At 62.0% G+C, this 22,567-nt stretch carries 26 protein-coding genes; 3 read left to right on the plus strand and 23 right to left on the minus strand.

Translation table 11 applies throughout. The features are described 5' to 3' along the window. Positions 1–5: 5 nt before the first annotated feature. A complete protein-coding gene (locus ACTJK9_RS09445; protein WP_221398534.1) occupies positions 6–608 on the plus strand; it encodes a helix-turn-helix domain-containing protein in 603 nt (200 codons plus the stop codon). After that, the gene (locus ACTJK9_RS09450; protein WP_221398535.1) at positions 592–1,470 is read left to right on the plus strand and encodes a queuosine precursor transporter; all 879 of its coding nucleotides are present in this window, start codon (positions 592–594) and stop codon (positions 1,468–1,470) included. Before ACTJK9_RS09445 ends, ACTJK9_RS09450 begins: the two co-directional genes overlap by 17 nt. A 52-nt stretch (positions 1,471–1,522) precedes the next feature. Here ACTJK9_RS09450 and queC read toward each other — a convergent pair whose 3' ends face one another. The 22 genes from queC to ACTJK9_RS09560 all read right to left on the minus strand — a co-directional run bounded on the left by queC (position 1,523) and on the right by ACTJK9_RS09560 (position 20,966). After that, entirely contained in the window at positions 1,523–2,227 is a 705-nt protein-coding gene (queC, locus tag ACTJK9_RS09455; protein WP_221398536.1) for a 7-cyano-7-deazaguanine synthase QueC, read from the minus strand. A gap of 174 nt (positions 2,228–2,401) precedes the next feature. Beyond that, positions 2,402–2,842, minus strand: a complete 441-nt coding sequence (locus ACTJK9_RS09460) for an excinuclease (protein WP_085648021.1) — start codon at positions 2,840–2,842, stop codon at positions 2,402–2,404. Positions 2,843–2,862: 20 nt separating this feature from the next. Next, positions 2,863–4,098: a beta-ketoacyl-ACP synthase gene (locus ACTJK9_RS09465; RefSeq protein ID WP_085611127.1), complete on the minus strand. Its 1,236-nt coding sequence runs from the start codon at positions 4,096–4,098 to the stop codon at positions 2,863–2,865. Next, entirely contained in the window at positions 4,098–4,826 is a 729-nt protein-coding gene (locus tag ACTJK9_RS09470; protein ID WP_085611126.1) for a 3-ketoacyl-ACP reductase FabG2, read from the minus strand. Before ACTJK9_RS09470 ends, ACTJK9_RS09465 begins: the two co-directional genes overlap by 1 nt. After that, on the minus strand, positions 4,819–5,298 hold the full coding sequence (locus ACTJK9_RS09475; RefSeq protein ID WP_085611125.1) for a hotdog family protein: 480 nt from the start codon (positions 5,296–5,298) through the stop codon (positions 4,819–4,821). The genes ACTJK9_RS09470 and ACTJK9_RS09475 overlap by 8 nt, the downstream gene beginning before the upstream one ends. Beyond that, a complete protein-coding gene (locus ACTJK9_RS09480; RefSeq protein ID WP_440813491.1) occupies positions 5,295–6,491 on the minus strand; it encodes a beta-ketoacyl-[acyl-carrier-protein] synthase family protein in 1,197 nt (398 codons plus the stop codon). Before ACTJK9_RS09480 ends, ACTJK9_RS09475 begins: the two co-directional genes overlap by 4 nt. After that, positions 6,488–6,970: a hypothetical protein gene (locus tag ACTJK9_RS09485; RefSeq protein ID WP_085611123.1), complete on the minus strand. Its 483-nt coding sequence runs from the start codon at positions 6,968–6,970 to the stop codon at positions 6,488–6,490. Before ACTJK9_RS09485 ends, ACTJK9_RS09480 begins: the two co-directional genes overlap by 4 nt. 113 nt (positions 6,971–7,083) lie before the next feature. Continuing rightward, the gene (locus ACTJK9_RS09490; RefSeq protein ID WP_440813495.1) at positions 7,084–7,809 is read right to left on the minus strand and encodes a class I SAM-dependent methyltransferase; all 726 of its coding nucleotides are present in this window, start codon (positions 7,807–7,809) and stop codon (positions 7,084–7,086) included. Further along, positions 7,806–9,053, minus strand: coding sequence for an NAD(P)/FAD-dependent oxidoreductase (locus ACTJK9_RS09495; protein ID WP_440813498.1), 1,248 nt, complete (start codon positions 9,051–9,053; stop codon positions 7,806–7,808). The genes ACTJK9_RS09490 and ACTJK9_RS09495 overlap by 4 nt, the downstream gene beginning before the upstream one ends. Continuing rightward, positions 9,040–10,200, minus strand: a complete 1,161-nt coding sequence (locus ACTJK9_RS09500) for a sodium:proton antiporter (protein WP_440813501.1) — start codon at positions 10,198–10,200, stop codon at positions 9,040–9,042. Before ACTJK9_RS09500 ends, ACTJK9_RS09495 begins: the two co-directional genes overlap by 14 nt. Next, positions 10,197–12,536: an MMPL family transporter gene (locus ACTJK9_RS09505; RefSeq protein WP_440813504.1), complete on the minus strand. Its 2,340-nt coding sequence runs from the start codon at positions 12,534–12,536 to the stop codon at positions 10,197–10,199. The genes ACTJK9_RS09500 and ACTJK9_RS09505 overlap by 4 nt, the downstream gene beginning before the upstream one ends. Then, entirely contained in the window at positions 12,520–13,122 is a 603-nt protein-coding gene (locus ACTJK9_RS09510) for an outer membrane lipoprotein carrier protein LolA (RefSeq protein ID WP_064592934.1), read from the minus strand. Before ACTJK9_RS09510 ends, ACTJK9_RS09505 begins: the two co-directional genes overlap by 17 nt. After that, the gene (locus ACTJK9_RS09515) at positions 13,119–13,544 is read right to left on the minus strand and encodes an acyl-CoA thioesterase (RefSeq protein WP_064592936.1); all 426 of its coding nucleotides are present in this window, start codon (positions 13,542–13,544) and stop codon (positions 13,119–13,121) included. Before ACTJK9_RS09515 ends, ACTJK9_RS09510 begins: the two co-directional genes overlap by 4 nt. After that, positions 13,537–15,081: an HAL/PAL/TAL family ammonia-lyase gene (locus ACTJK9_RS09520; RefSeq protein ID WP_236188647.1), complete on the minus strand. Its 1,545-nt coding sequence runs from the start codon at positions 15,079–15,081 to the stop codon at positions 13,537–13,539. The genes ACTJK9_RS09515 and ACTJK9_RS09520 overlap by 8 nt, the downstream gene beginning before the upstream one ends. Further along, entirely contained in the window at positions 15,062–16,009 is a 948-nt protein-coding gene (locus ACTJK9_RS09525; RefSeq protein ID WP_440813508.1) for an LpxL/LpxP family acyltransferase, read from the minus strand. The genes ACTJK9_RS09520 and ACTJK9_RS09525 overlap by 20 nt, the downstream gene beginning before the upstream one ends. Then, positions 16,006–16,740, minus strand: coding sequence for a glycosyltransferase family 2 protein (locus ACTJK9_RS09530; protein WP_440813511.1), 735 nt, complete (start codon positions 16,738–16,740; stop codon positions 16,006–16,008). The genes ACTJK9_RS09525 and ACTJK9_RS09530 overlap by 4 nt, the downstream gene beginning before the upstream one ends. Then, positions 16,733–18,412 (minus strand): AMP-binding protein, encoded by a 1,680-nt coding sequence (locus ACTJK9_RS09535; protein WP_440813515.1) that lies wholly within the window; start codon positions 18,410–18,412, stop codon positions 16,733–16,735. Before ACTJK9_RS09535 ends, ACTJK9_RS09530 begins: the two co-directional genes overlap by 8 nt. Then, complete coding sequence (locus ACTJK9_RS09540; RefSeq protein WP_440813518.1) at positions 18,409–18,954, minus strand: hypothetical protein; 546 nt, start codon at positions 18,952–18,954, stop codon at positions 18,409–18,411. The genes ACTJK9_RS09535 and ACTJK9_RS09540 overlap by 4 nt, the downstream gene beginning before the upstream one ends. Further along, positions 18,951–19,205, minus strand: coding sequence for an acyl carrier protein (locus tag ACTJK9_RS09545; protein WP_007947135.1), 255 nt, complete (start codon positions 19,203–19,205; stop codon positions 18,951–18,953). The genes ACTJK9_RS09540 and ACTJK9_RS09545 overlap by 4 nt, the downstream gene beginning before the upstream one ends. 9 nt (positions 19,206–19,214) lie before the next feature. Beyond that, complete coding sequence (locus ACTJK9_RS09550) at positions 19,215–19,475, minus strand: phosphopantetheine-binding protein (protein WP_064592948.1); 261 nt, start codon at positions 19,473–19,475, stop codon at positions 19,215–19,217. After that, the gene (locus tag ACTJK9_RS09555) at positions 19,456–20,265 is read right to left on the minus strand and encodes a lysophospholipid acyltransferase family protein (protein WP_064592950.1); all 810 of its coding nucleotides are present in this window, start codon (positions 20,263–20,265) and stop codon (positions 19,456–19,458) included. The genes ACTJK9_RS09550 and ACTJK9_RS09555 overlap by 20 nt, the downstream gene beginning before the upstream one ends. After that, positions 20,241–20,966, minus strand: a complete 726-nt coding sequence (locus tag ACTJK9_RS09560) for a beta-ketoacyl synthase chain length factor (protein WP_440813522.1) — start codon at positions 20,964–20,966, stop codon at positions 20,241–20,243. Before ACTJK9_RS09560 ends, ACTJK9_RS09555 begins: the two co-directional genes overlap by 25 nt. Positions 20,967–21,335: 369 nt before the next feature. Here ACTJK9_RS09560 and ACTJK9_RS09565 point away from each other — a divergent pair, with 369 nt between their 5' ends. Further along, the gene (locus ACTJK9_RS09565) at positions 21,336–22,106 is read left to right on the plus strand and encodes a ParA family protein (protein ID WP_007952339.1); all 771 of its coding nucleotides are present in this window, start codon (positions 21,336–21,338) and stop codon (positions 22,104–22,106) included. Positions 22,107–22,113: 7 nt separating this feature from the next. Here the strand turns inward: ACTJK9_RS09565 and trxC are convergent, their stop codons facing one another. Then, complete coding sequence (gene trxC / locus ACTJK9_RS09570; protein WP_221398548.1) at positions 22,114–22,548, minus strand: thioredoxin TrxC; 435 nt, start codon at positions 22,546–22,548, stop codon at positions 22,114–22,116. Between the last annotated feature and the right edge of the window lie 19 nt (positions 22,549–22,567).

Here is a 22,567-nt window from a genome sequence, read left to right on the forward strand (position 1 = left end):
ATTTAATGCATAAGAAAGAAAGGACAGAAAAGCTAAAAAGGAATATTAAGTACCTGATAGAAAGCCGAGGTGAGACAAGAATTTCGCTTTGTAACTCCAGCGGGTTAACCAGGACAACCATCTACAATATTCTGGAAGGTAGAGTAGTTAACGTGCAGCAATCTACAATCCGCAAGATCTCGGATTTTTTCGGGGTGTCTTACAAAGAGATTGAAACTGTTGATTTTGAAGAGCGGGAGATAATTGAATCCACTGTTTCTTTGCACGGGAATATGAATCCAGCCGCCGTGCCGGTCATCAAGGAAAGCTTGTTGCTTCAGAGTTTGGAGAAAAGGATTGGCGAATTGGCTATATCGCACCCTTTGACCTATTACTTCGGAGCGGCGAGTAATCTGATAGGTGTGCTTTTGGAGAGTGAGATAGTCGGTGCCAATGAAGTGGGTGACCTTCTGATAGTTAGGAAAGGCGTATCGATTAGTAGGGGTGAAAAGCTTGTATATGACAAGCGTACTAGAAAACTCACCATCGTCGCCGACTCGGAGTTTGATGCTGATGTACTTGTCATAGGGGAATTGATAGAGGAAAGGTTTAATGTCGGAAAATATTGAGGCTGTAAGCAGCAAATATAAGCTGCTGGGGTTTGAGCCGGATAAGAAGCTCGCTGTAGTAATGGTTGTCTCAACCGGGAAGCTGATTAAGCTGAAATTGGCAGAGCTGATAAAAAGTGATTTGATAGATAATCTCAGCAGAGCCGAAGTCAAAAGTATATACAGGAAATATTATTCTACGAGTACAGCCGTGACCGCCTATGATATGACCGATCGGCATGAGCGATCCTGGATGGTCTACGTTGTATTAAACCTGTTGCTCTTGGTGTTGTATGTGTTCTCGAATATTGGTGCCACGAAGCTGATATATATCGAGCAATTTGACGTCGTTTTAACTCCAGGAGTTTTTCTCTATCCTCTGACCTTTCTTGTTGTCGATATGCTGAATGAGTTGTATGGGTTCAAGCTGGCAAGAAGGGCAATTTTTTTTGGATTCCTGAGCAATGCGCTGATTATTTTATTGTTGAGCGCGGCGAAAATGATGCCGGGAGTGCCGGATTGGAAACTTGATGCACCTTATGGTGAGGTGGTATCGCATGTTTCCTCGGTGTTGTTGGCCTCATCGGTTTCGTTTCTGTTTTCCGAATATATTAATTCATACCTCTTGTGCAAAATTAAGCAGTTGACAAACTCCAGGTATCTCTTTTTGCGTGTTTTTTTTAGTACGTTTTTTGCAGTATTGATCGATAGTGTACTTTTTTGCTTTATAGCTTTTTATGGTGTGCTGGAGAGTGATGAAATATTGTCAATCGTGATGGTGCAAATCACCATCAAGATGTTTTTTGCATTTTTCAATGTTTTTCCCGCGTACGGAGCAAGGTCGCTTTTTAGAAGGTTTGTTGCGGAGAGTAAGGTCGCGTAATAGGCATCAGGGGAGGGGCGTTATTACGCTCCTCCTCCTGTTCTTTGGGGAGTTAGCTTAAGCTTAAGCTCAATCGATATCTCAAACTGTTTGTGAATTTTTTCTTGTTTTTCAGGAAGTCGTCTAGCCCCTTCGAGCGAAGGCTACAAGCATCACATTCCTCACAGCCACTAGCCTTTATTCCGTTATAGCAAGACAGTGTGTGTTCGCGAACGAAATCGAGTTGGCCATGATAGTTGGCCAGCGCCCAGATTTCGGCCTTGGTCAGCCACATCAATGGCGTTTCAAGCTGCAGTTCATATTCCATGCCTAAGTTGATAGCTTCATTTAGCGTTTTAACGAAATCATCACGACAATCCGGGTAGCCAGAAAAATCTGTTTCGCAGACACCTGTAATCACAGTCTGAGCCCGAATTTGATACGCATAAACCGACGCCAGCGTTAAAAACAGAATGTTTCTTCCAGGTACGAACGTGTTGGGCAAATCGTTGCCGGATGAATTGGCGGACGGTACGGGGATGTTGGCACGCGTCAGGCTGCTGACGGTCAAGTCGTTGAGTACCTTCACGTCCAGCACGCTGTGCGCAGTCACACCCAGCTCTTTCGCTAGTCGACGTGCCACGTCGATTTCTGCGCGATGGCGTTGGCCATAATCAAACGTAATACAGTGAATTTCGTCGTACCTCGGCAAGGCATGGATCAAGCAGGTGGTTGAATCCTGACCGCCGCTGAAAACGATAACCGCTTTTTTACGCATTTTTTCGTCCTTGAGGTGTGCCGCTTGATCGCGGCACCACTGACCTTACAGAGTAGAAAATGCGCTGAATGTGGGACGTTTCCGAAAAGAAACGCTGGGCTTTCCTTGTGTGCAGTTTTTTGTGCAATAGATGAAAAAAAGGGCGCCGAGAGGCGCCCTTTGTCGTTCTAGCCGTTACTGAACCGTCGCCAGATCGCCCTTCAACGCTACGCCCGCCATGATGGCGCCCGCGTGGCATTCGTAGGTTTTCGCATCCTTGCGCTCGTTGCTCTTGTAGAAGCTGACGATGTTGGTCACGGCGTTGGCGCCGGCATTTTTTGCGGCCTGGTGCAGGCTGATGATCGCCGATTGCACGACCCACTCGCAGGCTTCCTGGTCGGTCTTGTTGAAGGCGTTGGTCTTTTTGTTGGTCACGGCGCCGGGGCTGACAACGGTGACTTTGCCAGCCGGGGCGTTGCCCGCCAGATAGAACTTCACGCTGCCATCGATCTTGCCGGTGCGGGTCGCTTCGGCGACGGCCTTGTCGAACGGCAGATAGACCGCCGTGTCACGGGCCTGACTGACGGCCGGCAAGGCGCAGATGAGCAGGGTGGCAGCGAGTTTCTTGAAGTGCATGAAGGTCTCCTTGACCTGGATTAATTCGGTTGGGGCCAGCGGCGGAAGATCAGCGAGGTGTTGACCCCGCCGAAAGCGAAGTTGTTGTTCATCACGTATTCGTGGCTCATCTGCCGGAACTCGCCGCGCAGGTAGTCGAGCTTGCCGCAGTGCGGATCGACCTCGTCGAGGTTGAGCGTGTGCACGTACAGGTCGCGGTTGAGCATCTCGATGCTGAACCACGATTCCAGCGCCCCGCAGGCACCGAGGGTGTGGCCCAGGAAGCTCTTTTGCGAACTGATCGGCATGCGTTCGCCGAACAGAGCACTGGTGGCCAGGGTTTCGGCGACATCGCCCTGTTCGGTGGCGGTGCCGTGGCCGTTGACGTAGCCGATGACGTCCGGCGCAAGGCCTGCGTCTTCCAGCGCCAGTTCCATCGCCCGGCGCATGGTGACTTGTTCGGGGCGGGTGGTGTGCTGGCCGTCGGCGTTGCTGCCGAAGCCGACGATCTCGGCGTGAATGTGCGCACCGCGCGCCAGGGCATGTTCCAGCTCTTCAAGCACCAGCATGCCGCCGCCTTCACCGATCACCAGACCGTCGCGGCCCTTGTCGTAGGGGCGTGGCGAGGTATGCGGTGCATCGTTTTTCAGGCTGGTGGCGTACAGCGCGTCGAACACCATGGCTTCGGTTGGGCACAGCTCTTCGGCGCCACCGGCGAGCATCAGCGGCAGGCGGCCGAACTTGATCGCCTCGTAGGCATAACCGATGCCCTGGCTGCCGCTGGTGCAGGCGCTGGAGGTCGGGATCAAGCGGCCGGTGAGGCCGAAGAAGATGCTGATGTTCGCCGCCGTGGTGTGCGGCATCATCCGCACGTAGGAGTTGGCGTTGAGGCCTTCGGCCACCGAGTTGAGCAGCATGTTGCCGAACGCCTTGATCTCGTCGGTGCTGCCGGTGGACGAACCACAGGCCACGCCCATGCGCCCGTCCTTGATCGATTCGTCGCCGAGCAGGCCGGCGTCGGCCAGCGCTTTTTCCGCCGCGCCGACGGCCAGCCGCGAAACACGGCCCATGCTGCGCAGCTGTTTGCGTGTCCAGTGCGCCGGCACCTGGAAATCATCGATGGGCCCGGCCAGGCGCGTGTTGAGCTCGCTGAAGCGATCCCACTCGTCCATCCGGCGAATGCCGCTGCGGTTGGCGGCGAAATTGCCGGCGATGGTGTCCCAGTCGCTGCCCAGCGAGGTAATGCCGGCCATGCCGGTGACGACGACGCGCTTCATCAGCACAAGCCTCCGTTGACCGCCAGCACCTGGCGGGTGATGTACGACGCTTCCGCCGACATCAGGAAATTCACCGCACCGGCCACCTCTTCAGGCGTGCCCATGCGTTGTGCGGGGATCATTTTCAGCAGTTCTTCCACCGGCACGTTTTCATCCAGCATCGCCGTATCGATCAGGCCCGGCGCGACGCAGTTGACCGTGATCTTGCGCTTGGCCAGTTCGATCGCCAAGGCTTTCGCGGCGCCGATCACGCCGGCCTTCGAGGCGCTGTAATTGACCTGACCACGGTTGCCGATCAGCCCCGACACCGAGGTGATGCACACGATGCGACCAGCGGCGCGGCGGCGGATCATCGGCATCATCACCGGGTGCAGGACGTTGTAGAAACCGTCGAGGTTGGTGCGCAACACCACGTCCCAGTCATCGTCGCTCAGGGCCGGAAACGCGCCGTCGCGGGTCAGGCCGGCATTGAGCACCACGCCGTAATAGGCGCCGTGGGCTTCAACGTCGGCTTCGAGGATGGCTTTGCAGGTTTCGCGATCCGCCACGTCGAATTGCAGGATGCGCGCGTTGCGCCCGAGCGCTTCGACTTCGGCTTTCACCGCTTGCGCGTCGCTCACGCCGCTGCGGCAATGCAGAACGATATCGTGGCCGGCGCTGGCCAGACGCAGGGCGATGGCGCGGCCGATGCCACGGCTGGAGCCGGTGACCAGGATGGATTCAGTCATCGTTCGACTCCTTGTTGGTTTCGTCGCGGGATTGTTCCAGATAGTCCGCCGCCTGCGGCGGGCGGAACACGTTCAGCCGGGCGCTGGCCTCGATGCCGGGCGCGTTGATATGGCATTCGAATACGCCCATGCCGTTGTCGTCTTCCAGCGAGCGCAAGCCATGGATGGTCAGTTCGCTGCCGACCGGAAAGGCTGCGACATTGCATTCGAACTTGCGTGTGCCGAGCAGAAAGCCCAGCTCCACCGGGTTGCCTTTCTGCCGCGCATGGCAGCCGGCGAACGCGGCGACGCTTTGCGCCATCAGCTCGACGCCGACCCACGCCGGCAGGCTGCCGTCGGGCAGGCTGAACAGGCCGCCAGGCCGGACGGTGAGGGTGGTGTGGATCTGTTCGTCGTCAAAGCTCAGGATCCGGTCGATCAGGATCATGTCGCCAGCGTGGGGCAGCAGTTCGGCGAGCGGCCAGTGGCTCATGGGGCGTCTCCGATAATCAGGCTGACGTTATTGCCACCGAAGGCAAACGAGTTGCTCATCAGGTAGCGGGGTGCAATGGACGCCAGGCGTTCGCTTGCGGTCACCCACTTCAGCGCTGGCAGGTCGGGATCTGGTTGGCCATCCCAGACGTGCGGCGGCAAGGCGTTGTCGGGGTTGTCGGCAGTCAGGCTCAACCAGCAGAACGCGGCTTCCAGTGCGCCGGCGGCGCCGAGGGTGTGGCCGGTCATCGGTTTGGTCGAGGAACATGGCACGCCTTCGGGAAACAGGGAGGCGACGGCCAGACTTTCCATCGCGTCGTTGTGCTGGGTCGCGGTGCCGTGCAGGTTCAGGTAACTGATGTCGCCGGCGTGCAGATGGGCTTGGTCGAGCGCCTTCTGCATCGATTGCAGGGCGCCACGGCCGGTCGGTTCCGGTGCGGAAATATGGTGCGCGTCGGAGCTGGCGCCGGCGCCGAGCAGGGCGATGCCCGGCCCTGCGCCGCGTTCTTTGCTCATCACGAACAGCACTGCCGCTTCGCCGATGTTGATGCCGTTGCGGTTGGCGGAAAACGGATTGCAGCGCTGGTCGGACACCGCTTCCAGCGCACTGAAACCGTTGAGGGTCAGTTTGCACAGGCTGTCGACACCGCCGCACAGCACCGCGTCGCACAGGCCCAGATCGAGCAGGCGTCGGGCGCTCATCAGCGCGCGTGCGCTGGAGGTGCAGGCAGTGGAAATCACATAGGTCGGGCCGCTCAGTTGCAGCCAGTCGGCGAGGAAATTCGCCGGGGCGCCGAGTTCCTGTTGCCGGTAGTCGTAATCGGCCGGGAACTGTTGGTCACGAATGTAGTGCGCAAGGCCTCGGCTGGCTTCGTCGATGCCCGAAGTGCTGGTGCCGAGCACCACGCCGATGCGCTCGCGGCCGTAAGTCTGGATGGCGTGCTCGATGTCATCGCGAATCTGCAACGCGGCTTCCAGCAGCAGTTGGTTGTTGCGGCTGCGCTGGTCGGCCAACGCATCGGGAATCGGCGCCAGATCGCCGTGCACGGCGGCCACCGGCAGTTCGCGCTCCGGCACCCAGCCGGACTCGCGGCGCATGCCCGAACAGTCGCCGGCAAACAGGTTGCGTGCCACGGCTGGCTTGTCGCGCCCCAGGGCGCAGATCACGCCAAGGGCATTGAGGTAGGCGGTCATGACGTCGGTTCACCGAGTGGCGTTACGCGATAGTGCGGGCCTTGTGGCAGGTTCAATTCGAAGCTCAAGGGTTGGGTGTAGCGGATGTCCCAGCGCGCTGGCAGGGAACGTTGGCCGCCCTGTTGCTGCGCGTCGGGGTAGTTGCGCGACAGCTCGCCCGCTGGAGTCAGGGCGAACAGCAGCGCGGCGAACAGCTCCCGGGCTTCCGGGTTGGGCGGCAGCAGGCCGTCGGCCTGCCAGTGCCCGTCGATCAACTGCTGACGCGCCTGGGGAATGCCCAGCGGATCCATCATCGACCAGCGGATGCCGGGCCCTTCACGCTGAATTACCAGCAACCAGTCTTGCTGCTGTCCGGCCAGGTGCCGCTCGATATGCAATTGCAGGGGCAGCGGCAGGTTCGGGTTGCCGGCCGGCAGCGGCGCCTGACTGGCGCAGGCACCGAGCAGGCTGATGCAAGCCAGCAGAATAAGTCGTATCACCGCGGAAAATGTGGGAGCGAGCCTGCTCGCGATGGCGTCGGAACATCCAGCATTGAAGCCAGCTGATCCACCGCTATCGCGAGCAGGCTCGCTCCCACCAGTAAAGTGCGACATCAGCAAATCCCTTCAAGCGGTTTGCGGGCCACCACGTTGACCAGGGTTTCTTCCCGCTGGCCAAAGGGCTTGGGTTGGCGCAGACCAAAACGTTCGAGCAGACCGAAATCCTTCGACCGGCTCCACCACAGGTACGGGTACGAAACGTTCTGTTCGCCGAACTCGAAACCCTGCTGGCGAATCATCTCCAGGTACTGCGCCGCGCTCTTTTGCACGTGCATCGGATGCCGGAACAGCCAGCGAATCACCCACGTATCAATGTAAGCCTCGGTGGACTCGGCGAACAGCAGGTAACCGCCCGGCTTGAGCACCCGATAGAACTCGGCGAGGGCTTTTTCCTGCTCCACCAGATGATGGAAGGTCTGGTGACAGAACAGCAGGTCGACGCTGGCGTCCGGCACATTGAGGGTCGCGCAGTCGCTGCCGATCAGCTCGACGTCGAAGCCCAGACGCGCGGCCTCGGCGGCGCTCAGTTCAAGGCTGTGCGGGTCGGCATCGACGCCGATCAGGCGCTGTGGCGCGAAGGTCTGGCGCAGATGGCCGAACGACTTGCCCTGACCGCAGCCGGCATCCAGCAGCACCGGACTGGCCGGCAACGATTCGCTGAACAGCCCGCGCAGATCGTTGATCGCCACGCGCAACACATGGTGCTGCCAGGTGTGGCTGCGCAGGAACCAGAAGCCGAAGCGGGTTTCCTCGACGTAGTTGTCGCTCAAGTAATTCATGTGTCGTCCCTTGCACAGAGTTCGGAGATCGTCTTCAGCCGACGGCGTGCTTCACTGACGAACGGGTTGCGTTCGTCCCAGGCGTAACCGGCGAGGATCGAGCAGATCATGCGGCGGATTTCCGGCGAGCCTTGCTCGTGGAAAATCACGTCCTGGAAAGTGCCGGCGTACCAGCCTTCGACGTAGCAGCGGAACGTGTCGACCCCGCGTTTCAGCGGCTCGGCGAATTCCCGTTGCCAGTCCACCGTTTCGCCCTGCAACTGTCGATGCAGCACAGCGGCGGCCATGCTCGCCGAACGCATGGCAATGGTCACGCCCGAGGAGAACACCGGGTCGAGAAATTCCGCCGCGTTGCCCAGCAGCGCAAAGCCCGGGCCGTGCAGGGTTTTGACGTTGGCCGCATAGCCACCGAGAGTGCGCGCCGGGGTGTCCCACACGGCGTTGCTCAGAACCTTGGCCAGGCTCGGGGTTTCGGCGATGAACCCGCGCAAACAGGCGTCGAGGTCGGCATCACGACCTGCGAAATGTTCAGCGGCAGCCACCACGCCGACGGAGCAGCGACCGTTGCTGAACGGGATCGACCAGAACCAGATATCGCGGTGCTGCGGGTGGGTGGTGATGAGGATCTTCTCGCGGTCGAAGCCGGGGTGATCGATGTGGTCCTCGACGTGAGTGAACACGGCCTGGCGAACCGGGAAATTCGACGGCGCTTCCAGGTCGAGCAGGCGTGACAGCACGCGGCCGTAGCCGCTGGCATCGAGGACAAAATCGGCTTCGACGCGGTACTCGCTGGCGTCTTCGCGGCGCACATTCAACTGCGGTCGCGGACGTTCGAAATCGACGCTGACAATCGCGTCGCCATAGCGGATTTCCGCGCCCTGCAATGCCGCCTGATCGGCCAGCAACTTGTCGAAGTCGGCGCGTTGCACCTGCAGAGTCGTGGGCTTGCCGGCGGTGAAGGTGTCGCCAAAATCGAAGGCGCTGTAGCGCTCGCCCCAGGCGAACGCCGCACCGTTCTTGCGTTGGAAACCGGCGGCATTCACCGCCTCAAGCATGCCGGCCTCTTCGACGAAATCCAGGCAATGGCAGAGCAGGCTTTCACCGATGGAGAACCTCGGGAAATGCTGACGCTCGATCACCAGCACGTCGTGCCCCTTGCGCTTGAGCAATGCGGCGGCGATGGCGCCGGAGGGGCCGGCGCCGATGATCACGACCTGACGGGATTCCATTTCAACGATTGGCACGCGAGCTCCTGGGTACGGCAATAGGGTTCAGTGACGCCCGGTGCAAGCCGATGAAGGCCGGCAACAGCGTCGCGATCAGACCCATCAGCATCAGCGCAAAGTACAGCGCCGGACTGATGAGCTGTTGTTGCAACAGCAGGTTGAGAAAAACGATTTCGCTCAAACCGCGAATGTTCAGCAGCACGCTTTCGCGCCAGCGGCTGGCGCCTGCGAACGACGCGCCGGCCCAGCCGAGACCGAGCCAGTTGCCCAGGATTTTGCTGGCGACCGGCAACAGCAGCAGCGCCGCCCATTGCACGGCGCCGAGGCTGGCGAGGGCGCTGTGCACGTCGATCTGGACGATGCCGAAAGTCAGGATCAGCGGAATCGCTACCCACGTCTGCAAGCGGTTCATCCAGTGCGCCGGGATCGGCAATACCAGTGGCACCTTGAGCGCGGCCATGCACAGCAGATAGCCGATGCCAAAAATCAGCGCGTTGAGTTTGTAGTGTTCGGCCAGCACCAACAGCGCAAAAAAACCGAGGCTGTAGGTCAATGGCCGGCGGATGCCGAACATCCGCAGCAGCACCGGCACGCAGGCCAGCCCCAGCGGCAGCAACAGACTGCTCAGGTGCAGGCTGCCCTGGGCGAGGCCGAACAGCGTCCAGCAGGTCAGGTCGATCAGGATCGCGGTCTGCACCAGACGCCGGGTGGCGGCGGGCGGGTAGTCGATGTGGCGCAGGTACAGGTACAACACCGGGATCGCGGTGATGGCGAACACCAGACCGATGGCCAGCGAGTTGATCCACGGTTGTGTCGGCAGCAGCCAGTACGCCGTCGCCAGGCCGCAGGCGAACGGTACGGCGAAACTCGGCAGGGCGATCTTCACGCTCTGACGGTCCAGGCGCAGGTCGATCACGTCGCTGAGGATGTGCCCCAGCAGCAGAGCGAAGCTCAGACTGTAGAGGTTTTTCAGCCAGCCCGGCGCGATCAGTGCGGCGCCGTTGAGTTGCCAGCCCGGTTCGATCCAGAAGTACATCAGCAGCGGCAGGCCGAAGCTGGCCAGCAGCAATTGACTGACGATCGGGATCAGCCCGAAATACCGGCCGACCCGGGTGGCGACGAAGAACAGCGCCAGGGCCATCAGCCAGAAAATCACCACCATCATGCTGCAGGCTCTCTGACGGCAACCGCATGGTGCTGACGCCCGGCCCACGGCGCGAGCATGAAGCTGAACGCCAGGCCGAGGCTCACCGACAGGCCGAAGTTACTCACCGCCGGGGTACTCGACACCGCCAGCAGGCCGAACGACAGCCAGGTGGTGGCGGCGGCGAGCAAGGTGCCGAGCAGGCTGACGGCCGCGCCGCCGACCTGCTCGCGCATGAGGATCGCGTAGTCGACGCTGATCGCCGTCACCAGCAACAGGCCGAACAGGCTGAACAGGGTCAGCGGCTGACCGAGCCAGCCCAGGCTGGCCAGGCTGCACAACGCAGCGAGCAGCGGTAGAGCAACGATTCGCAGGGCGCCACCGAGACCGAACGGCAGCATCAGCACCAGCACGATCAACACGCAGGACGCGAGTTTCAGTTCCGCGGCGCTGATCTGGGTCTGGGCGAACACCTTGTTCAGATCGCCGAGCCGATCCACCAGCATCACCCCCGGCAGATCCAGCGCCTGCACCCGCAGCAGCGAAGGATTGTTCAGGCCTTGCAGGCTGACCATCGCCGCCACGCCATCCTCGGTCGGGCCGAGCCACAGCGTTCGGTAGGGCTCGCCGAGCGGGCCGGCCAGCGCCGCATCGATGTCCTCGGCGGGCAGGGCCTGCAACTGTTGCAGTTCGGTTTGCAGCGCCGCCAGCGGTACGCCAACCTCCAGCAACGGCTGCCAGAATTGCGGCAACTTGCTCAGCGCTTCCCGCACCTGTTGCTGCTGAGCCGGCGGGCTGACCAGTTGATTGAGCGCCAGATAACCCTGCAGTTTGTCGAGATTGATCAGTTGATCCAGGCGCTCGCTCAGGGCTGCTTGCCGTTCCAGCAATTGCTGCTGATCGGCGGCGCGCACCAGGAAGAACTGGCTGGTCGGCTGGTAGCCGGTAATCCGCGCAATGGTCTGCGCCTCATCGGTCAGACGTTGCGGCGCACCGACCCACTGGCGGATGTCGTTCTTGCTCTCCAGTTGCAGCAGGCCGCCGACGCAGAAGGCGATCAGCAGGGCCAGCAATACCGGCGTTCTGACGTGGTCGAGCAGGTTTTCCCGCAGTCGCACCAGACGCTCGGCCAGTTGCAGCGGCCATTGCGCCGGGCGCAGTTCGACGTTTTTCAGCAGCGCCGGCAACAGGCACACCGCCGACAGGTAGGCGCCGAGCAAACCGGCGGCGGAGAACACGGCGATTTGGGTCAGGGCCGGGAAGGGCGTCCAGGCCAGGGCCAGGTAACCGATGGCGCTGGTGATCAGGCTCAACGTCAGCCCGGACAGGGTCAGGCGCAACGCCGGCCAGCTGTGCCACGGCTTGAGACTCCAGCTCTTGGACAGGTAGTGCAGCGGGTAATCCACTGCCACGCCGATCAGGCTGGAGCCGAGCACCAGGGTCATCACATGCATGTGCCCGAACAGCGCCACACAGGCCACTGCACCGAACAGCATGCCCACCAGCACCGGAATGAATGCCAGCAGCACCCGCCAGCGGCGGAAGGCGAGCAGCAACAGCAACAGGATGCCGATGGTGGCGCCGCCGCCGACCCAGGTCATTTCCCGGGTCGCCTGCTGCTGACCGTTGGCGGCGTACAGCAGGCCGCTGGCGGCCAGCAGTTGCACGTCGGCACGAGCCGCTTGCTCACGGGTGTGTTGCAGCAGGGCGGCGACTTGCAGCGGTTGATTCATGTCGAAGGCGCTGCCGGTGGTGCGTGCGCGCAGCAGCACCCAGCTCTTGCCATCGGCGTCGGCGATCAACGCGCCGCTGCCGATGTCCAGTTGCACCGCGCCATGTTGCGGCTGGCTGTTCTGGATGCGTCCGGTCAGGCCCAGCCAGTCGTCCTGGCTCGGCACCAGACTGAATCCGGTGAACGGGTCGAACAGCGCCTGTACCCGTTGCTGGATAAAGGCGTCGGGATGTTCGATCAGCAGTTGTCGGTCATCCGCCGAGAGCATCGCCAGCCGTCCTTGCAGCAGTTGCGTGCGCAGGGCCGGCAGATCGGCTTGCAGGTTCCACTGGACCTTTTCGAACAGCCCGCTGGCCTGCCATTGCTCGCCCAGGGTCTGGGCCATGGCGACGGCTTGCTGGCGATCGGCGTGGCCGACCAGCACCAGCATGTCGCGGTTGAGCGGTTCCTGCATGCGTTGTTCGGCGCGCAGTTCGAGGGCGTCCGGGTGGGTGCCGGGCACCAGTTCCATCAGGTTGGCCGACAGCGGCGCGCCGTCGCGCCACTGCCAGGCGCCCAGTGCGACAACAGCCAGCAGCAGGATCAGGAACAGCCAGGGCAGCCTGCGTTCACTCGGCAAAGTCATGTTGCTCCGCGTCGCTCAGAGGTTGGCCGGCGGTGCTGTCCTGCATGCGCAGCACGGTGCTGTCGCCCTGGGTTTCCAGCAGTTCGATGGTGTTCACCAACGTGCCGCCGCTGATGTTGATCTGGTTGAAGACCTGCTTGAGCAGCACCGAGCGCGGGGTCAGGGTCAGTTGCCATTGCTGCGCATCGCCGCTCAGGGCCAGTTCGAAATCCCGTTGCAGACCGCTGCTGTCGCCTTGCAGCACCGCCAGGAACAAGCGGTTCTGCTCGGCCCCGGCGCTCTTGTTCGGCAGCAGTTGCCAGCCGGTGGCATCACGCCGGGCGATGCCCTTGGCGCTGATCCGGTAATCCTGTTGCAGCGGGGTTTTCAGCAGCCACAGCAGGCCGTGGTTTTTCGCCAGCACGAAGCTGCCCTTGCTGATCAGCGGCTGGGGCAGGGCGCGCAGGTGTTTTTCCTGGGTGAACTGGCCGTGGATCACGTCCGGCTTCGCCAGTTGCTCGCTCAACTGTTGCAGGTCGAAGGCGTTGGCCAGCGACGACAGCGTCAGCAGCGCCAGGGCCCCAAGGGATTTCAACCACACATTCATCGCAGCATCCTTTCCACGGCATCGGTGAAGACTTTTGGCGAAGCCAGTTGCATCTCGCGGCTGCTCACTTCGACGGCGACCTGCACGGAACTGGCGCGGGTCAGGCGCTCGCCGGTCTCGGCGTCGGTGATGAGGTAGTTAATCTTCAGGCGGTTTTCCCACTCCACCAGACTGGCGCGCACGTTCAGCCGCTGACCGAACACCGCGCCGCGCACATAGCGCAGTTGCAGGTCGATCACCGGCCAGGCATAGCCCGAGTCGACCATCTGGTTGTAGTTGTGGCCGATCTTGTCGAGCAGTGCGCAACGCGCCACTTCCAGGTATTTCACGTAATGGCCGTGCCAGACGACGTGCATGGTGTCGACGTCAAAGAACGGCACGAGGATTTCCGTATCGGCGTGAAGCACTCCGGCACTACGCATGTAGCCTCCAGTGTTGCTCGGCGATGCGTTGCAGGCACAGGCGCAGTTCGCCTTCCAGGGCGCGGTCTTCGATCACCGGCGGGAAGTCCTGGGCCAGTTGTTCATGCATGGCGGCCAGCGATGGCGGCAGTGGTCGTGCATCTTCATCGCGGCTACGCAGCCACACGCCTTGATTGGCCGCGAGCAGCGTGGCGGCGGCGACCTGTTCGGTCAGCTCCAGCACGCGAATGGCGTCGCGGGCGGCGATGGTGCCCATGCTCACCTTGTCCTGGTTGTGGCACTCGGTGGAACGCGAGAACACGCTGGCCGGCATGGTGTTTTTCAACGCTTCGGCAGTCCAGGCACTGGCGCCGATCTGCACGGCCTTGAAGCCGTGGTTGAGCATCGCGCGATCGGCGCTGGCGCCGGACAGGTTGCTCGGTAAGCCGTGGTTGTAACGTTCGTCCACCAGCAGCGCGAGTTGTCGGTCGAGCAGGTCGGCGACGTTGGCCACGAGGTTTTTCAGACTGTCCATGGCGAACGCGATATGCCCGCCGTAGAAGTGTCCGCCGTGCAGCACGCGCTCGGCTTCGGCGTCGATGATCGGGTTGTCGTTGGCGCTGTTCAGTTCGGTTTCGATGAACGAGCGCAGCCAGTTCAGGCTGTCGGCCAGCACGCCGAGCACGTGCGGTGCGCAGCGCAGCGAGTAGCGATCCTGCAAACGGTGCAGCGGCGCGGTCGGCGCGTCGATCGCCAGATCCTTGCGCAGCCACGCGGCGACCTGCATTTGCCCCGGATGCGGCTTGGCGGCGAACAGGCGCTCGTCGAAGTGCTCCGGATTGCCTTGCAGCGCCACCACGTTCAGCGCAGTGATGCGGGTGGCCAGTTGCAGCAGGTAATCGGCGCGGGCATAGGCCAGGCAGGCGAGGCCGGTCATCACGGCGGTGCCGTTCATCAGTGCCAGCGCTTCTTTCGGACGCAGCACCAATGGTGTCCAGCCCAGTTCGCGATGCACATCGGCAGCCTGGCGGCGTTCGCCACGGAACATCACTTCACGCTCGCCGGACAGCGTCGCGGCGACGTAGGACAGCGGCGTCAGATCGCCGCTGGCGCCCACCGAACCCTCTTCGGGGATCAGCGGCAGAATGTCGTGTTCAAGAAACGCATGCAGGCGTTCCAGCAACTCGATGCGCACCCCGGACACGCCGTGGCACAGCGACTGCAAACGCGCCGCCAGCACCGCGCGGGTGGCCTGGGCGTCGAGCAGTTTGCCCAGTCCGCAACCATGGAAGGTGTAGAGATGACGCGGCAGCGCCTCGACGTGATGCAGCGGCACCGCGACCACGCAGGAATCGCCGTAACCGGTGGTCACGCCGTAGATCACGCCTTCCTTGTCCAGCAGCGAATCGAGAAACCGCGCGCCCTTGGCGATGCGTTCGCGATAAGGCGCGTCGCTCTGCAACTGCACGGGCGCCTGACGGTTGGCCAGGGCCAGCACGTCTTCGATGCGCAAAGGGCGTTCGCCGAAGGTGACCGGCTCAGGAGTTGGCGTTGTCATCGGTTTTCCAGAATGGGTAAAAGTTGAACCATTGGCACGGTGCTTCGAGGCAATAGTGACTCAGGCGTTGCGCATAGCGGGTCGCCCACTGATGAATGACCTGTTCGCGCTCGCGGCGTGACCACACCACGGCGTCGGCGAAGGGTTCGAGGGTCAGTCGATAGTGGCCGTCGGGCTGTTTCAAGCACATCAGCAGGTTGACCGGGCATTTCAGCAGGCCGGCCAGCAGCCACGGCCCTTGCGGGAACGGCGCCGGGTGGCCGAGAAAGTCCACGGTCACGCTGCGCCCGCCATGCAGCGGCACGCGGTCGCCGGCAATCGCCAGCCACTCGCCGCGCTCCAGGCGTTCGTGCAGTTGCAGCATGATCACCGGGTCCAGTTCGCTGACCTGGATCAGCCGCAGGTTGGTCGCGCCGGCCTCGCCCAGCAGACGATTGAATTGCTCGGCGTGCTTGGTATGCACCAGCACGTTCATGGTGACCTTTTCGCCCAGCTCCGCCAGCGCCCGGCACACCTCGAGGTTGCCCAGATGCGCGCCGACCAGCAGTTGCCCGCGACAGCCGCGCAACTGATTGCGCAACAGCGCCGGGTCGATGATTTCGATCTGCTCGATCTTCAGCTTGCCGTTCCACACGTCGAGCTTGTCGAGCAGCGAATCGGCGAATGCCATGAACTGGCGGAACACCCGCCACCGGGTCGGGCGCAATTCGTGGCGACCGCTCCAGTCGGCGAGGCGCTGCTGATACTGCCAGGCACTGCGCCGGGCGGTGCGGCCGAACAGGAAAAAGTACAGGACGATGCCGTACAGCAGCGGGCTCAGCAGGCGTCGGCCAAGGACTTTGGCGGCGAACGCGGTGAATTTCATCAGCAGGAAACTGCCGCGCTCTTCGCGGTCGGCCCAGTGCTTCTTGTCGGTCTCGACGTTCATGCGCGCCACCGTCGCCAGAGGATCACGGGCAGGCGCAGCAACATGCCAAAGAACAGGCGCGTGTGCATGCTCGAGATCAGCACGTTGTCGTGGAACAGGCGAAAGTGCGACACGCCGTCCAGCGGGTAATGCACGCTGGTCTGCAACCAGCGCATCGGCTGATTGCGCCACGCCAGACGCACCAGAATGTCCGAGTCGAAATCCATGCGCTTGCCGATCCGCGCCGAGTCGATCACGCCCAGCGTCGGTTCCAGCGGATACACCCGGAAGCCGCACATCGAATCGCGAATCTGCAGCGACAAGGTGTTGATCCACACCATCACGTGGGTCAGATAACGCGCATACAAACGGCCCTTGGGCACGCTGGCGTCGTACAGCGGATAACCGCAGATCAGCGACTTGGGGTGAGCGCGGGATTCTTCGATGAACCGCGCGACATCCTGCAGGTCATGCTGACCGTCGGCATCGACCTGCAAGGCATGGCTGAAGCCCAGTCGCGCGGCTTCACGCAGACCGGTCATCACTGCGCCGCCCTTGCCCTGATTGGCAGTGAGGCGCACCAGATGAACCCGCTCGCGCTCGGCCAGCACGTCCAGCACCGCCGCGCACGATTTGCTGCTGGCATCGTCCACCAGAATGCACGGCAGATCCTCGGCGAGCAGGGCGTCGACCACCGTGCCGATGGCGGTTTCGTGGTTGTAGACCGGGATCACGGCGCAAGGATTATGCATCGCCAGCCCCCAGCAGAATCCGCCCGCTGGAGCAGGTGGCGGTGTCGTTGCGGTAGGCGAAATACAACTTGCCGCGTTCCGGATCGAAGCGCAGGTGCAACTGGACTTCATCGCCGGGGCGCACCAGTTGCTGGAACTTCAGCACTTCCATGCCGGCGAACGCGCCGGGCAGGTTCAGCAGTTGCCGACCCAGATTCAGTGCCCATTCGACCTGTACCACGCCGGGCAGCACCGGGGCCTTGGGGAAGTGGCCGCTGAAATAGGCCAGATCCGGCGGAACGCTCAACTGCAGGTTCCATTCGCCCTCGGTTTCGGCCTGCTCCAGAATCTCCGGCGCTTTTGGCCGTGGCGCCAGCAGCAGGGCTTCGACGTCGGCCTGAGGCAACTTGCCCTGCGAGTTCAGCGGCAACTGTCGCAGCAGGCGCCAGCGGCGGGGCAGGGCCAGGGCTTCGCAGTGGTCGCCGAGATGACGGCGCAGGGTTTCGGTCAGACTGCGCCGACCGTGTTCGCGCAGGGCAAACAGGCCCGATTCGCTGAGCACCAGCAGAGCGCCGAGGGACGCGCGGTTTTCCTGCACCACGCCCAGACGCGCTTCGGCGACCCAGTCGTGGGCCACCAGCGCCTGTTCTAGCATCGGCAGAGAAATACGTTTTTCTTCGAGTTTGACGATCCGGTCGAGCCGTCCGAGCAATTCAAAGCGGCCATCGGCCTGAATGCGTGCCGCATCGGCGGTGTGTTCGACATGCCCGGCGGGCAGGTAAGGCGAAGCGATCAGCAGGGCGCCGTCGCTGTCCTGGCTCAACTCGACACCGGCAAACGGCTGCCACAACGATTCGCCCTGGCGCCAGGCGATGCCGCCGGTTTCCGAGCTGCCGAGGATTTCTGTCGGCCACTGTCCCAGGCGTTGATGCAGGCTTTGTGCGGCGTCTGCCGGCAGTGCGCCACCGGAGGAAAACACCCGGCGCACGGCGCTCAGCGCCGGCCAGTCGAGGTTGTCGCCCATACGTTTGAGCAGCGCCGGACTCGCCACCCAGGCAAAGGTCGGGTGTTCGCGGCTGGCGCGTTGCAGGTCTTCCGGGAAGGCCAGTTGCTTGCGCAGGAACGGACGCCCGGCGCACAGCGGCCACAGCACGCGGAACAGCAAACCGTAGATGTGTTGGGTGGCGACGCTGCCAAGAATGCAGGCCTCACCGAGATCGGCGCCCCAGAGTTGCTCAAGGGCTTCGACTTCGTTGGCCAGTTGCCGCAGGGATTTGTCGATGCGCTTGGGCTCGCCGCTGGAGCCGGAGGTGCACAGGCTCAGGCGGCACTGGTCGAGATCCAGTTCGGCGGCGGGCAGGGCCGGTTGCAGCAGATCGCTCAGGCGGGCGTCACCGGCCTGATCGGTCAGCCACAGATCGACGTCGTTCGACCAGCGCTGGCGGGTTTGCGCTTGCAGATCCGAAGGCAGCAATACGCTGACCCCGGCGCGCCAGGCACCGAGCAGGGCGATAGCCAGATCGGCGGCATCTTCAAGATGCACGGCCAGACGCTGTACGCCCTTGGCTTGCAGACCGGCGGCCAGGCCCAGGGCCTGTTCGCGCAGTTGTGCGTGATCGAGTGCCGGTGCGCTTGTTACGGCACGCGCCGGCAGGGCCTTGAGCAACAGCTGCTCAAGTTTTATCCAATTCATGGGCGACCTCTTACCCGTTGTCGTATCAGCCATTCAATGGCAAACATCAAGCCGATCAATCCGTAGGAGATCAGGCCGGTGTACAACATCCACCAGTTCAGCGGCGCCCACAGTGTCAGCAGGGCGGCGCACAAACCGTTGCAAAAGAAAAACACGCTCCAGGCCACGGTGACCTGGCGGGTGTAACGAATCGCCTTGGGCGACAGTTGCGGTTCACGCAGGCGCGCCAGACGCTCGACCATCGGCGGGCCGTATTTCAGGCTCAGGCTGAACAGCACCAGCATGAAGCCGCTGATCAGCACCGGGTACCAGCGCAACAGCAAAGGGCTGTCGAACACTGCCAGCAGCAGGCAGAACACGATCGCCACAAAGGCCATCCACAGGCTGCCGGGCTTGCGTTCGCCGGTCAGCGCCCGGGCCAGCCACAGGCCGCCCAGCAGCAGGCCGAACTGCCATGGCGCGAAATGCTCCATGCCGAAATACACCGCAAAGGGATACAGCAGGCCTGCCAGCAGCAGGCCGAGGCCGATCAGTCGGCTCATGCGGCGGGTTGAACCAGACGGTAGACCGCCTCGACCACGTCGCTGACGGTGCGCACCGACTTGAATTCCTCGGCGGCGATTTTCTTGCCGGTCTGGCGCTTGATGTGATCGATCAGGTCGACGGCGTCGATGCTGTCGATTTCCAGATCCTGATACAGGTTGGATTCCAGGCTCACGCGGGCCGGGTCCAGTTCGAACAGCTCGACCAGGGCATCGCGCAGGGTGTTGAAAATGTCGTCACGAGTTTGCATGGTCCGGTCTCAAGCTGCCTGTTTTGCCGTGACGAACGCCGCAAGGCTCGCCACGTTGGTGAAATGGTTGCGGGTGTCCTTGGCGTCGGCATCGATCTTGATGCCGTACTTTTTCTGGATCGCCAGGCCGAGCTCCAGGGCGTCGACGGAGTCCAGGCCCAAGCCTTCGCCGAACAGCGTCTGGTCGTCGCCGATGTCCTCTGGGCTGATGTCTTCGAGGCCCAGGGCGTCGATGATCAGCTCTTTTATGTCACGGTTTAGATCGCTCATCTTCGGCGAGCTCCTTGATAAAGAATTGGTGCAAATAGTCGTTGAGCTTGCGCGAAGCCTGGGGCGGGGGGCCCTGCGCGGCGAAAGTCTGTGGGTCTATATCGGCCCCGACGTGAAAACTGAAGTGCACGCGGCGACTGGGAATGCGATACCAGGGCTCGGCTTTGGTCAGGGTGGTCGGATTGACCTTGATCACCACCGGGGTGAGGATTTTCGCACCGCGCAGCGCGATGGCCGCCGCGCCCCGATGAAAGGCCGGCGCCTGACCTGGCTGGGTGCGGGTGCCTTCGGGAAAAATGATCAGGGTCTGCCCGCTCTGCAATGCGCCGGCGGCGGCGTCGAGCATGTCCATGCTGCCGTCGTTACTGATGTATTCGGTGCTGCGCAGCGGGCCGCGGGTGAAGGGGTTTTCCCACAGGCTTTTCTTCACCACGCAATTGGCCCCGCGCACCAGACCGATCAGGAATACCACGTCGATCAGCGACGGGTGGTTGGCGATGATCATCTGCCCCGGACGGCCGAGCCGTTCGGCGCCCTGGATGTCGTAGGTCAGCACGCCGGTACGGGCCATGAACCGGACGAAAAACCAGAACAGCCGACTGACGGTCTGGCGTGCCCGCTCGCGATGCGCAATGGCGTCGCCCGGCAGGCAACCGAGCAATGGAAATACCAGCAGGCGCAGGCACAGACCACCGAGCCCGAACAGGGCGAAGCTGGTGGCAGTGGCCAGCAGACGCCAGTAATAGGCGTCGCGGTTTTTTCCGATCACAGGTTGCGTTGCCAGGTCCATAGACGATTCTTCCAGGCATGTTGGCAATGGGGTTGCTGACCGAGCAGGGTTCGCAGCAGATTGAGTGCGTGGGGCCACTGCGGTTTTGACCGTGCTTGCGGGGCGCTGTTCAGGGTCAGCCGCCAGTCGGTACCGGGGGTGAGCAACAGCCCGACCGCGTAGGGAAACGGTACGTCGTCGATCCACGTCGAATAGGCTTCGGGCGGTTGTTCCTCGGTGATCACCAGCAGCACGGCGGGGGCCCCTTCGTTCAACAACGTCGCCGCTTCGAGCATGCCGTGTTCGAGGCCGTCGCCGGCCGCGGCGAGCGCGGTCATTTCGCTGGTTTCGCCACGCATGATCGACCACAGGCCGATGATCGCGTTGTGCACCGACAGGCTGAACTGGGTGGGCGACAGCGGCTGTTCGTTGGCCAGATCGCTGAGGATTTCAAAGGTGCGCGGGGTTTCGCCGTGCCGGGAGGCGAACACCAGCGGCAGATTTTCCCGACCGTCGGCCAGCGGCCAGCCGACACTGAACGCCATCCGCGCCAGACGGCTGAGACGACGGCGCTGCATGGCCGGCAGAAACGAAACATCGGGTGCGGCATCGCTGCCTTCGAGCACGACCGGCTGTCGGCTCCAGGCTTGCCAGGCTTCCACACTGTCGAGCCCGGGAGCCCAGGCGCGCCATTGGGCGATGTTGAAGTTGATCACGGACATTTATCCCGCCCCTGCGGGCTGAGTTGACGCGGTTTCGCCAACGTCGCCGCTGAGCTGATTTAGCCTGAAATGGCATGGCGCGTGGCGCCGGGTGGCGCGCATTATCCCGGTGCGACGAGTGTGTAGCAAATGCTGGTTACGTTTTGAACGACGAAATGAACCGAATGGTACGCGGCAAGAGCTGTCACTTGGCCATTATCCAGATTGTCGGGTGTCTGTCTGTCAGGCGAATCGGCGATCAACGGGTGTCTTTGCGCCGTATTCATTGGGAGATTGGCGCCTGACTTTGTAGTCCGCGTCCATCGAGGTAGCGAACCGGCACCGGGCACCACTACACTCGGTCATTCTTTGATACACGGAGGTTTTGTCATGCGGCGCGTGGTGTTCAATCAGAAAGGTGGCGTGGGCAAATCCAGCATTGCCTGCAATCTGGCGGCGGTAAGCGCCAGCGAGGGTTATCGCACGCTGTTGGTCGACCTCGATGCCCAGGCCAATTCCACTCAGTATCTGACCGGGCTCACAGGTGATGACATTCCGATGGGCATTGCCGATTTCTTCAAGCAGACCCTGTCTTCCGGACCGTTCTCGAAAAAGAACCAGGCGGATATCTACGAAACGCCCTTTGACAACCTCCACATCATTACCGCCACTGCCGAACTGGCCGACCTGCAGCCCAAGCTCGAGGCCAAACACAAGATCAACAAGCTGCGAAAGCTGCTCGACGAGTTGTCGGAGGATTACGACCGGATCTATCTGGATACGCCGCCGGCGCTGAATTTCTATGCGGTCTCGGCACTGATTGCCGCCGATCGGGTACTGATTCCCTTCGACTGCGACAGCTTCTCGCGTCAGGCCCTCTACGGTCTGATCGCCGAAATCGACGAGTTGAAGGAAGACCACAACGAAGGCCTGGAAGTCGAAGGCATTGTGGTCAACCAGTTCCAGGCCCGGGCCAGCCTGCCGCAGCAGATCCTCGACGAACTGATCGCCGAGGGCCTGCCGGTACTGCCCGTCTACCTCGCCAGTTCAGTGCGCATGCGCGAATCGCATCAGGCCAACACGCCGCTGATCCACCTTGATCCCCGGCACAAGCTGACGCAGCAGTTCGTTGAATTGCACAACCTGCTCGAAGACGCCTGAATCCTTGTCAGATGCCCTGGCTGCGCAGCCAGGCCATCAACTGCGGCAACGGGAAGGCCCCGCTCTGACGGGCTATTTCCCGGCCGTTGCGCAACAGAATCAGGCTCGGAATCGAACGAATCCCCAACTGTGCCGATAATTGCTGATTGGCCTCGCTGTCCAGCTTGGCCAGCCGGCACTTGCCCGCCAACTGCGCAGCCGCCTGCTCGAACACCGGCGCAAACGACTTGCACGGCCCACACCAGTCCGCCCACACGTCCACCAGCAACGGCAGATCGCCCTTGATCTGACTGGCGTAATCGCCTTGCTTGAGTTCGAACGGCTTGTTCAACAGCACCTCGGACTTGCAGCGCCCGCACTTCGGGTGGTCGTTGAGGCGCTCGGCGGGGATGCGGTTGAGGCCGTTGCAGGAGGGGCAGGGGATGAGGAGTGGGTCGGTCATGATCGGCTCAATGAATAAA

The sequence above is a fragment of the Pseudomonas sp. 22082 genome, assembly GCF_052046055.1.
GTDB lineage: Bacteria > Pseudomonadota > Gammaproteobacteria > Pseudomonadales > Pseudomonadaceae > Aquipseudomonas > Aquipseudomonas pharyngis.

What these genes read in the sequence shown, in the direction of transcription:
- ACTJK9_RS09460 (WP_085648021.1), bottom strand. Translation starts at nt 2,842, where the DNA reads ATGCACTTCAAGAAACTCGCTGCCACCCTGCTCATCTGCGCCTTGCCG.
- ACTJK9_RS09525 (WP_440813508.1), bottom strand. Translation starts at nt 16,009, where the DNA reads ATGAACGTCGAGACCGACAAGAAGCACTGGGCCGACCGCGAAGAGCGC.
- ACTJK9_RS09505 (WP_440813504.1), bottom strand. Translation starts at nt 12,536, where the DNA reads ATGACTTTGCCGAGTGAACGCAGGCTGCCCTGGCTGTTCCTGATCCTG.
- ACTJK9_RS09515 (WP_064592936.1), bottom strand. Translation starts at nt 13,544, where the DNA reads ATGCGTAGTGCCGGAGTGCTTCACGCCGATACGGAAATCCTCGTGCCG.
- queC (WP_221398536.1), bottom strand. Translation starts at nt 2,227, where the DNA reads ATGCGTAAAAAAGCGGTTATCGTTTTCAGCGGCGGTCAGGATTCAACC.
- ACTJK9_RS09465 (WP_085611127.1), bottom strand. Translation starts at nt 4,098, where the DNA reads ATGAAGCGCGTCGTCGTCACCGGCATGGCCGGCATTACCTCGCTGGGC.
- ACTJK9_RS09530 (WP_440813511.1), bottom strand. Translation starts at nt 16,740, where the DNA reads ATGCATAATCCTTGCGCCGTGATCCCGGTCTACAACCACGAAACCGCC.
- ACTJK9_RS09520 (WP_236188647.1), bottom strand. Translation starts at nt 15,081, where the DNA reads ATGACAACGCCAACTCCTGAGCCGGTCACCTTCGGCGAACGCCCTTTG.
- ACTJK9_RS09550 (WP_064592948.1), bottom strand. Translation starts at nt 19,475, where the DNA reads ATGAGCGATCTAAACCGTGACATAAAAGAGCTGATCATCGACGCCCTG.
- ACTJK9_RS09475 (WP_085611125.1), bottom strand. Translation starts at nt 5,298, where the DNA reads ATGAGCCACTGGCCGCTCGCCGAACTGCTGCCCCACGCTGGCGACATG.
- ACTJK9_RS09510 (WP_064592934.1), bottom strand. Translation starts at nt 13,122, where the DNA reads ATGAATGTGTGGTTGAAATCCCTTGGGGCCCTGGCGCTGCTGACGCTG.
- ACTJK9_RS09535 (WP_440813515.1), bottom strand. Translation starts at nt 18,412, where the DNA reads ATGAATTGGATAAAACTTGAGCAGCTGTTGCTCAAGGCCCTGCCGGCG.
- ACTJK9_RS09560 (WP_440813522.1), bottom strand. Translation starts at nt 20,966, where the DNA reads ATGTCCGTGATCAACTTCAACATCGCCCAATGGCGCGCCTGGGCTCCC.
- ACTJK9_RS09565 (WP_007952339.1), top strand. Translation starts at nt 21,336, where the DNA reads ATGCGGCGCGTGGTGTTCAATCAGAAAGGTGGCGTGGGCAAATCCAGC.
- ACTJK9_RS09555 (WP_064592950.1), bottom strand. Translation starts at nt 20,265, where the DNA reads ATGGACCTGGCAACGCAACCTGTGATCGGAAAAAACCGCGACGCCTAT.
- ACTJK9_RS09470 (WP_085611126.1), bottom strand. Translation starts at nt 4,826, where the DNA reads ATGACTGAATCCATCCTGGTCACCGGCTCCAGCCGTGGCATCGGCCGC.
- ACTJK9_RS09480 (WP_440813491.1), bottom strand. Translation starts at nt 6,491, where the DNA reads ATGACCGCCTACCTCAATGCCCTTGGCGTGATCTGCGCCCTGGGGCGC.
- ACTJK9_RS09450 (WP_221398535.1), top strand. Translation starts at nt 592, where the DNA reads ATGTCGGAAAATATTGAGGCTGTAAGCAGCAAATATAAGCTGCTGGGG.
- ACTJK9_RS09500 (WP_440813501.1), bottom strand. Translation starts at nt 10,200, where the DNA reads ATGATGGTGGTGATTTTCTGGCTGATGGCCCTGGCGCTGTTCTTCGTC.
- ACTJK9_RS09540 (WP_440813518.1), bottom strand. Translation starts at nt 18,954, where the DNA reads ATGAGCCGACTGATCGGCCTCGGCCTGCTGCTGGCAGGCCTGCTGTAT.
- ACTJK9_RS09445 (WP_221398534.1), top strand. Translation starts at nt 6, where the DNA reads ATGCATAAGAAAGAAAGGACAGAAAAGCTAAAAAGGAATATTAAGTAC.
- ACTJK9_RS09545 (WP_007947135.1), bottom strand. Translation starts at nt 19,205, where the DNA reads ATGCAAACTCGTGACGACATTTTCAACACCCTGCGCGATGCCCTGGTC.
- trxC (WP_221398548.1), bottom strand. Translation starts at nt 22,548, where the DNA reads ATGACCGACCCACTCCTCATCCCCTGCCCCTCCTGCAACGGCCTCAAC.
- ACTJK9_RS09490 (WP_440813495.1), bottom strand. Translation starts at nt 7,809, where the DNA reads ATGAATTACTTGAGCGACAACTACGTCGAGGAAACCCGCTTCGGCTTC.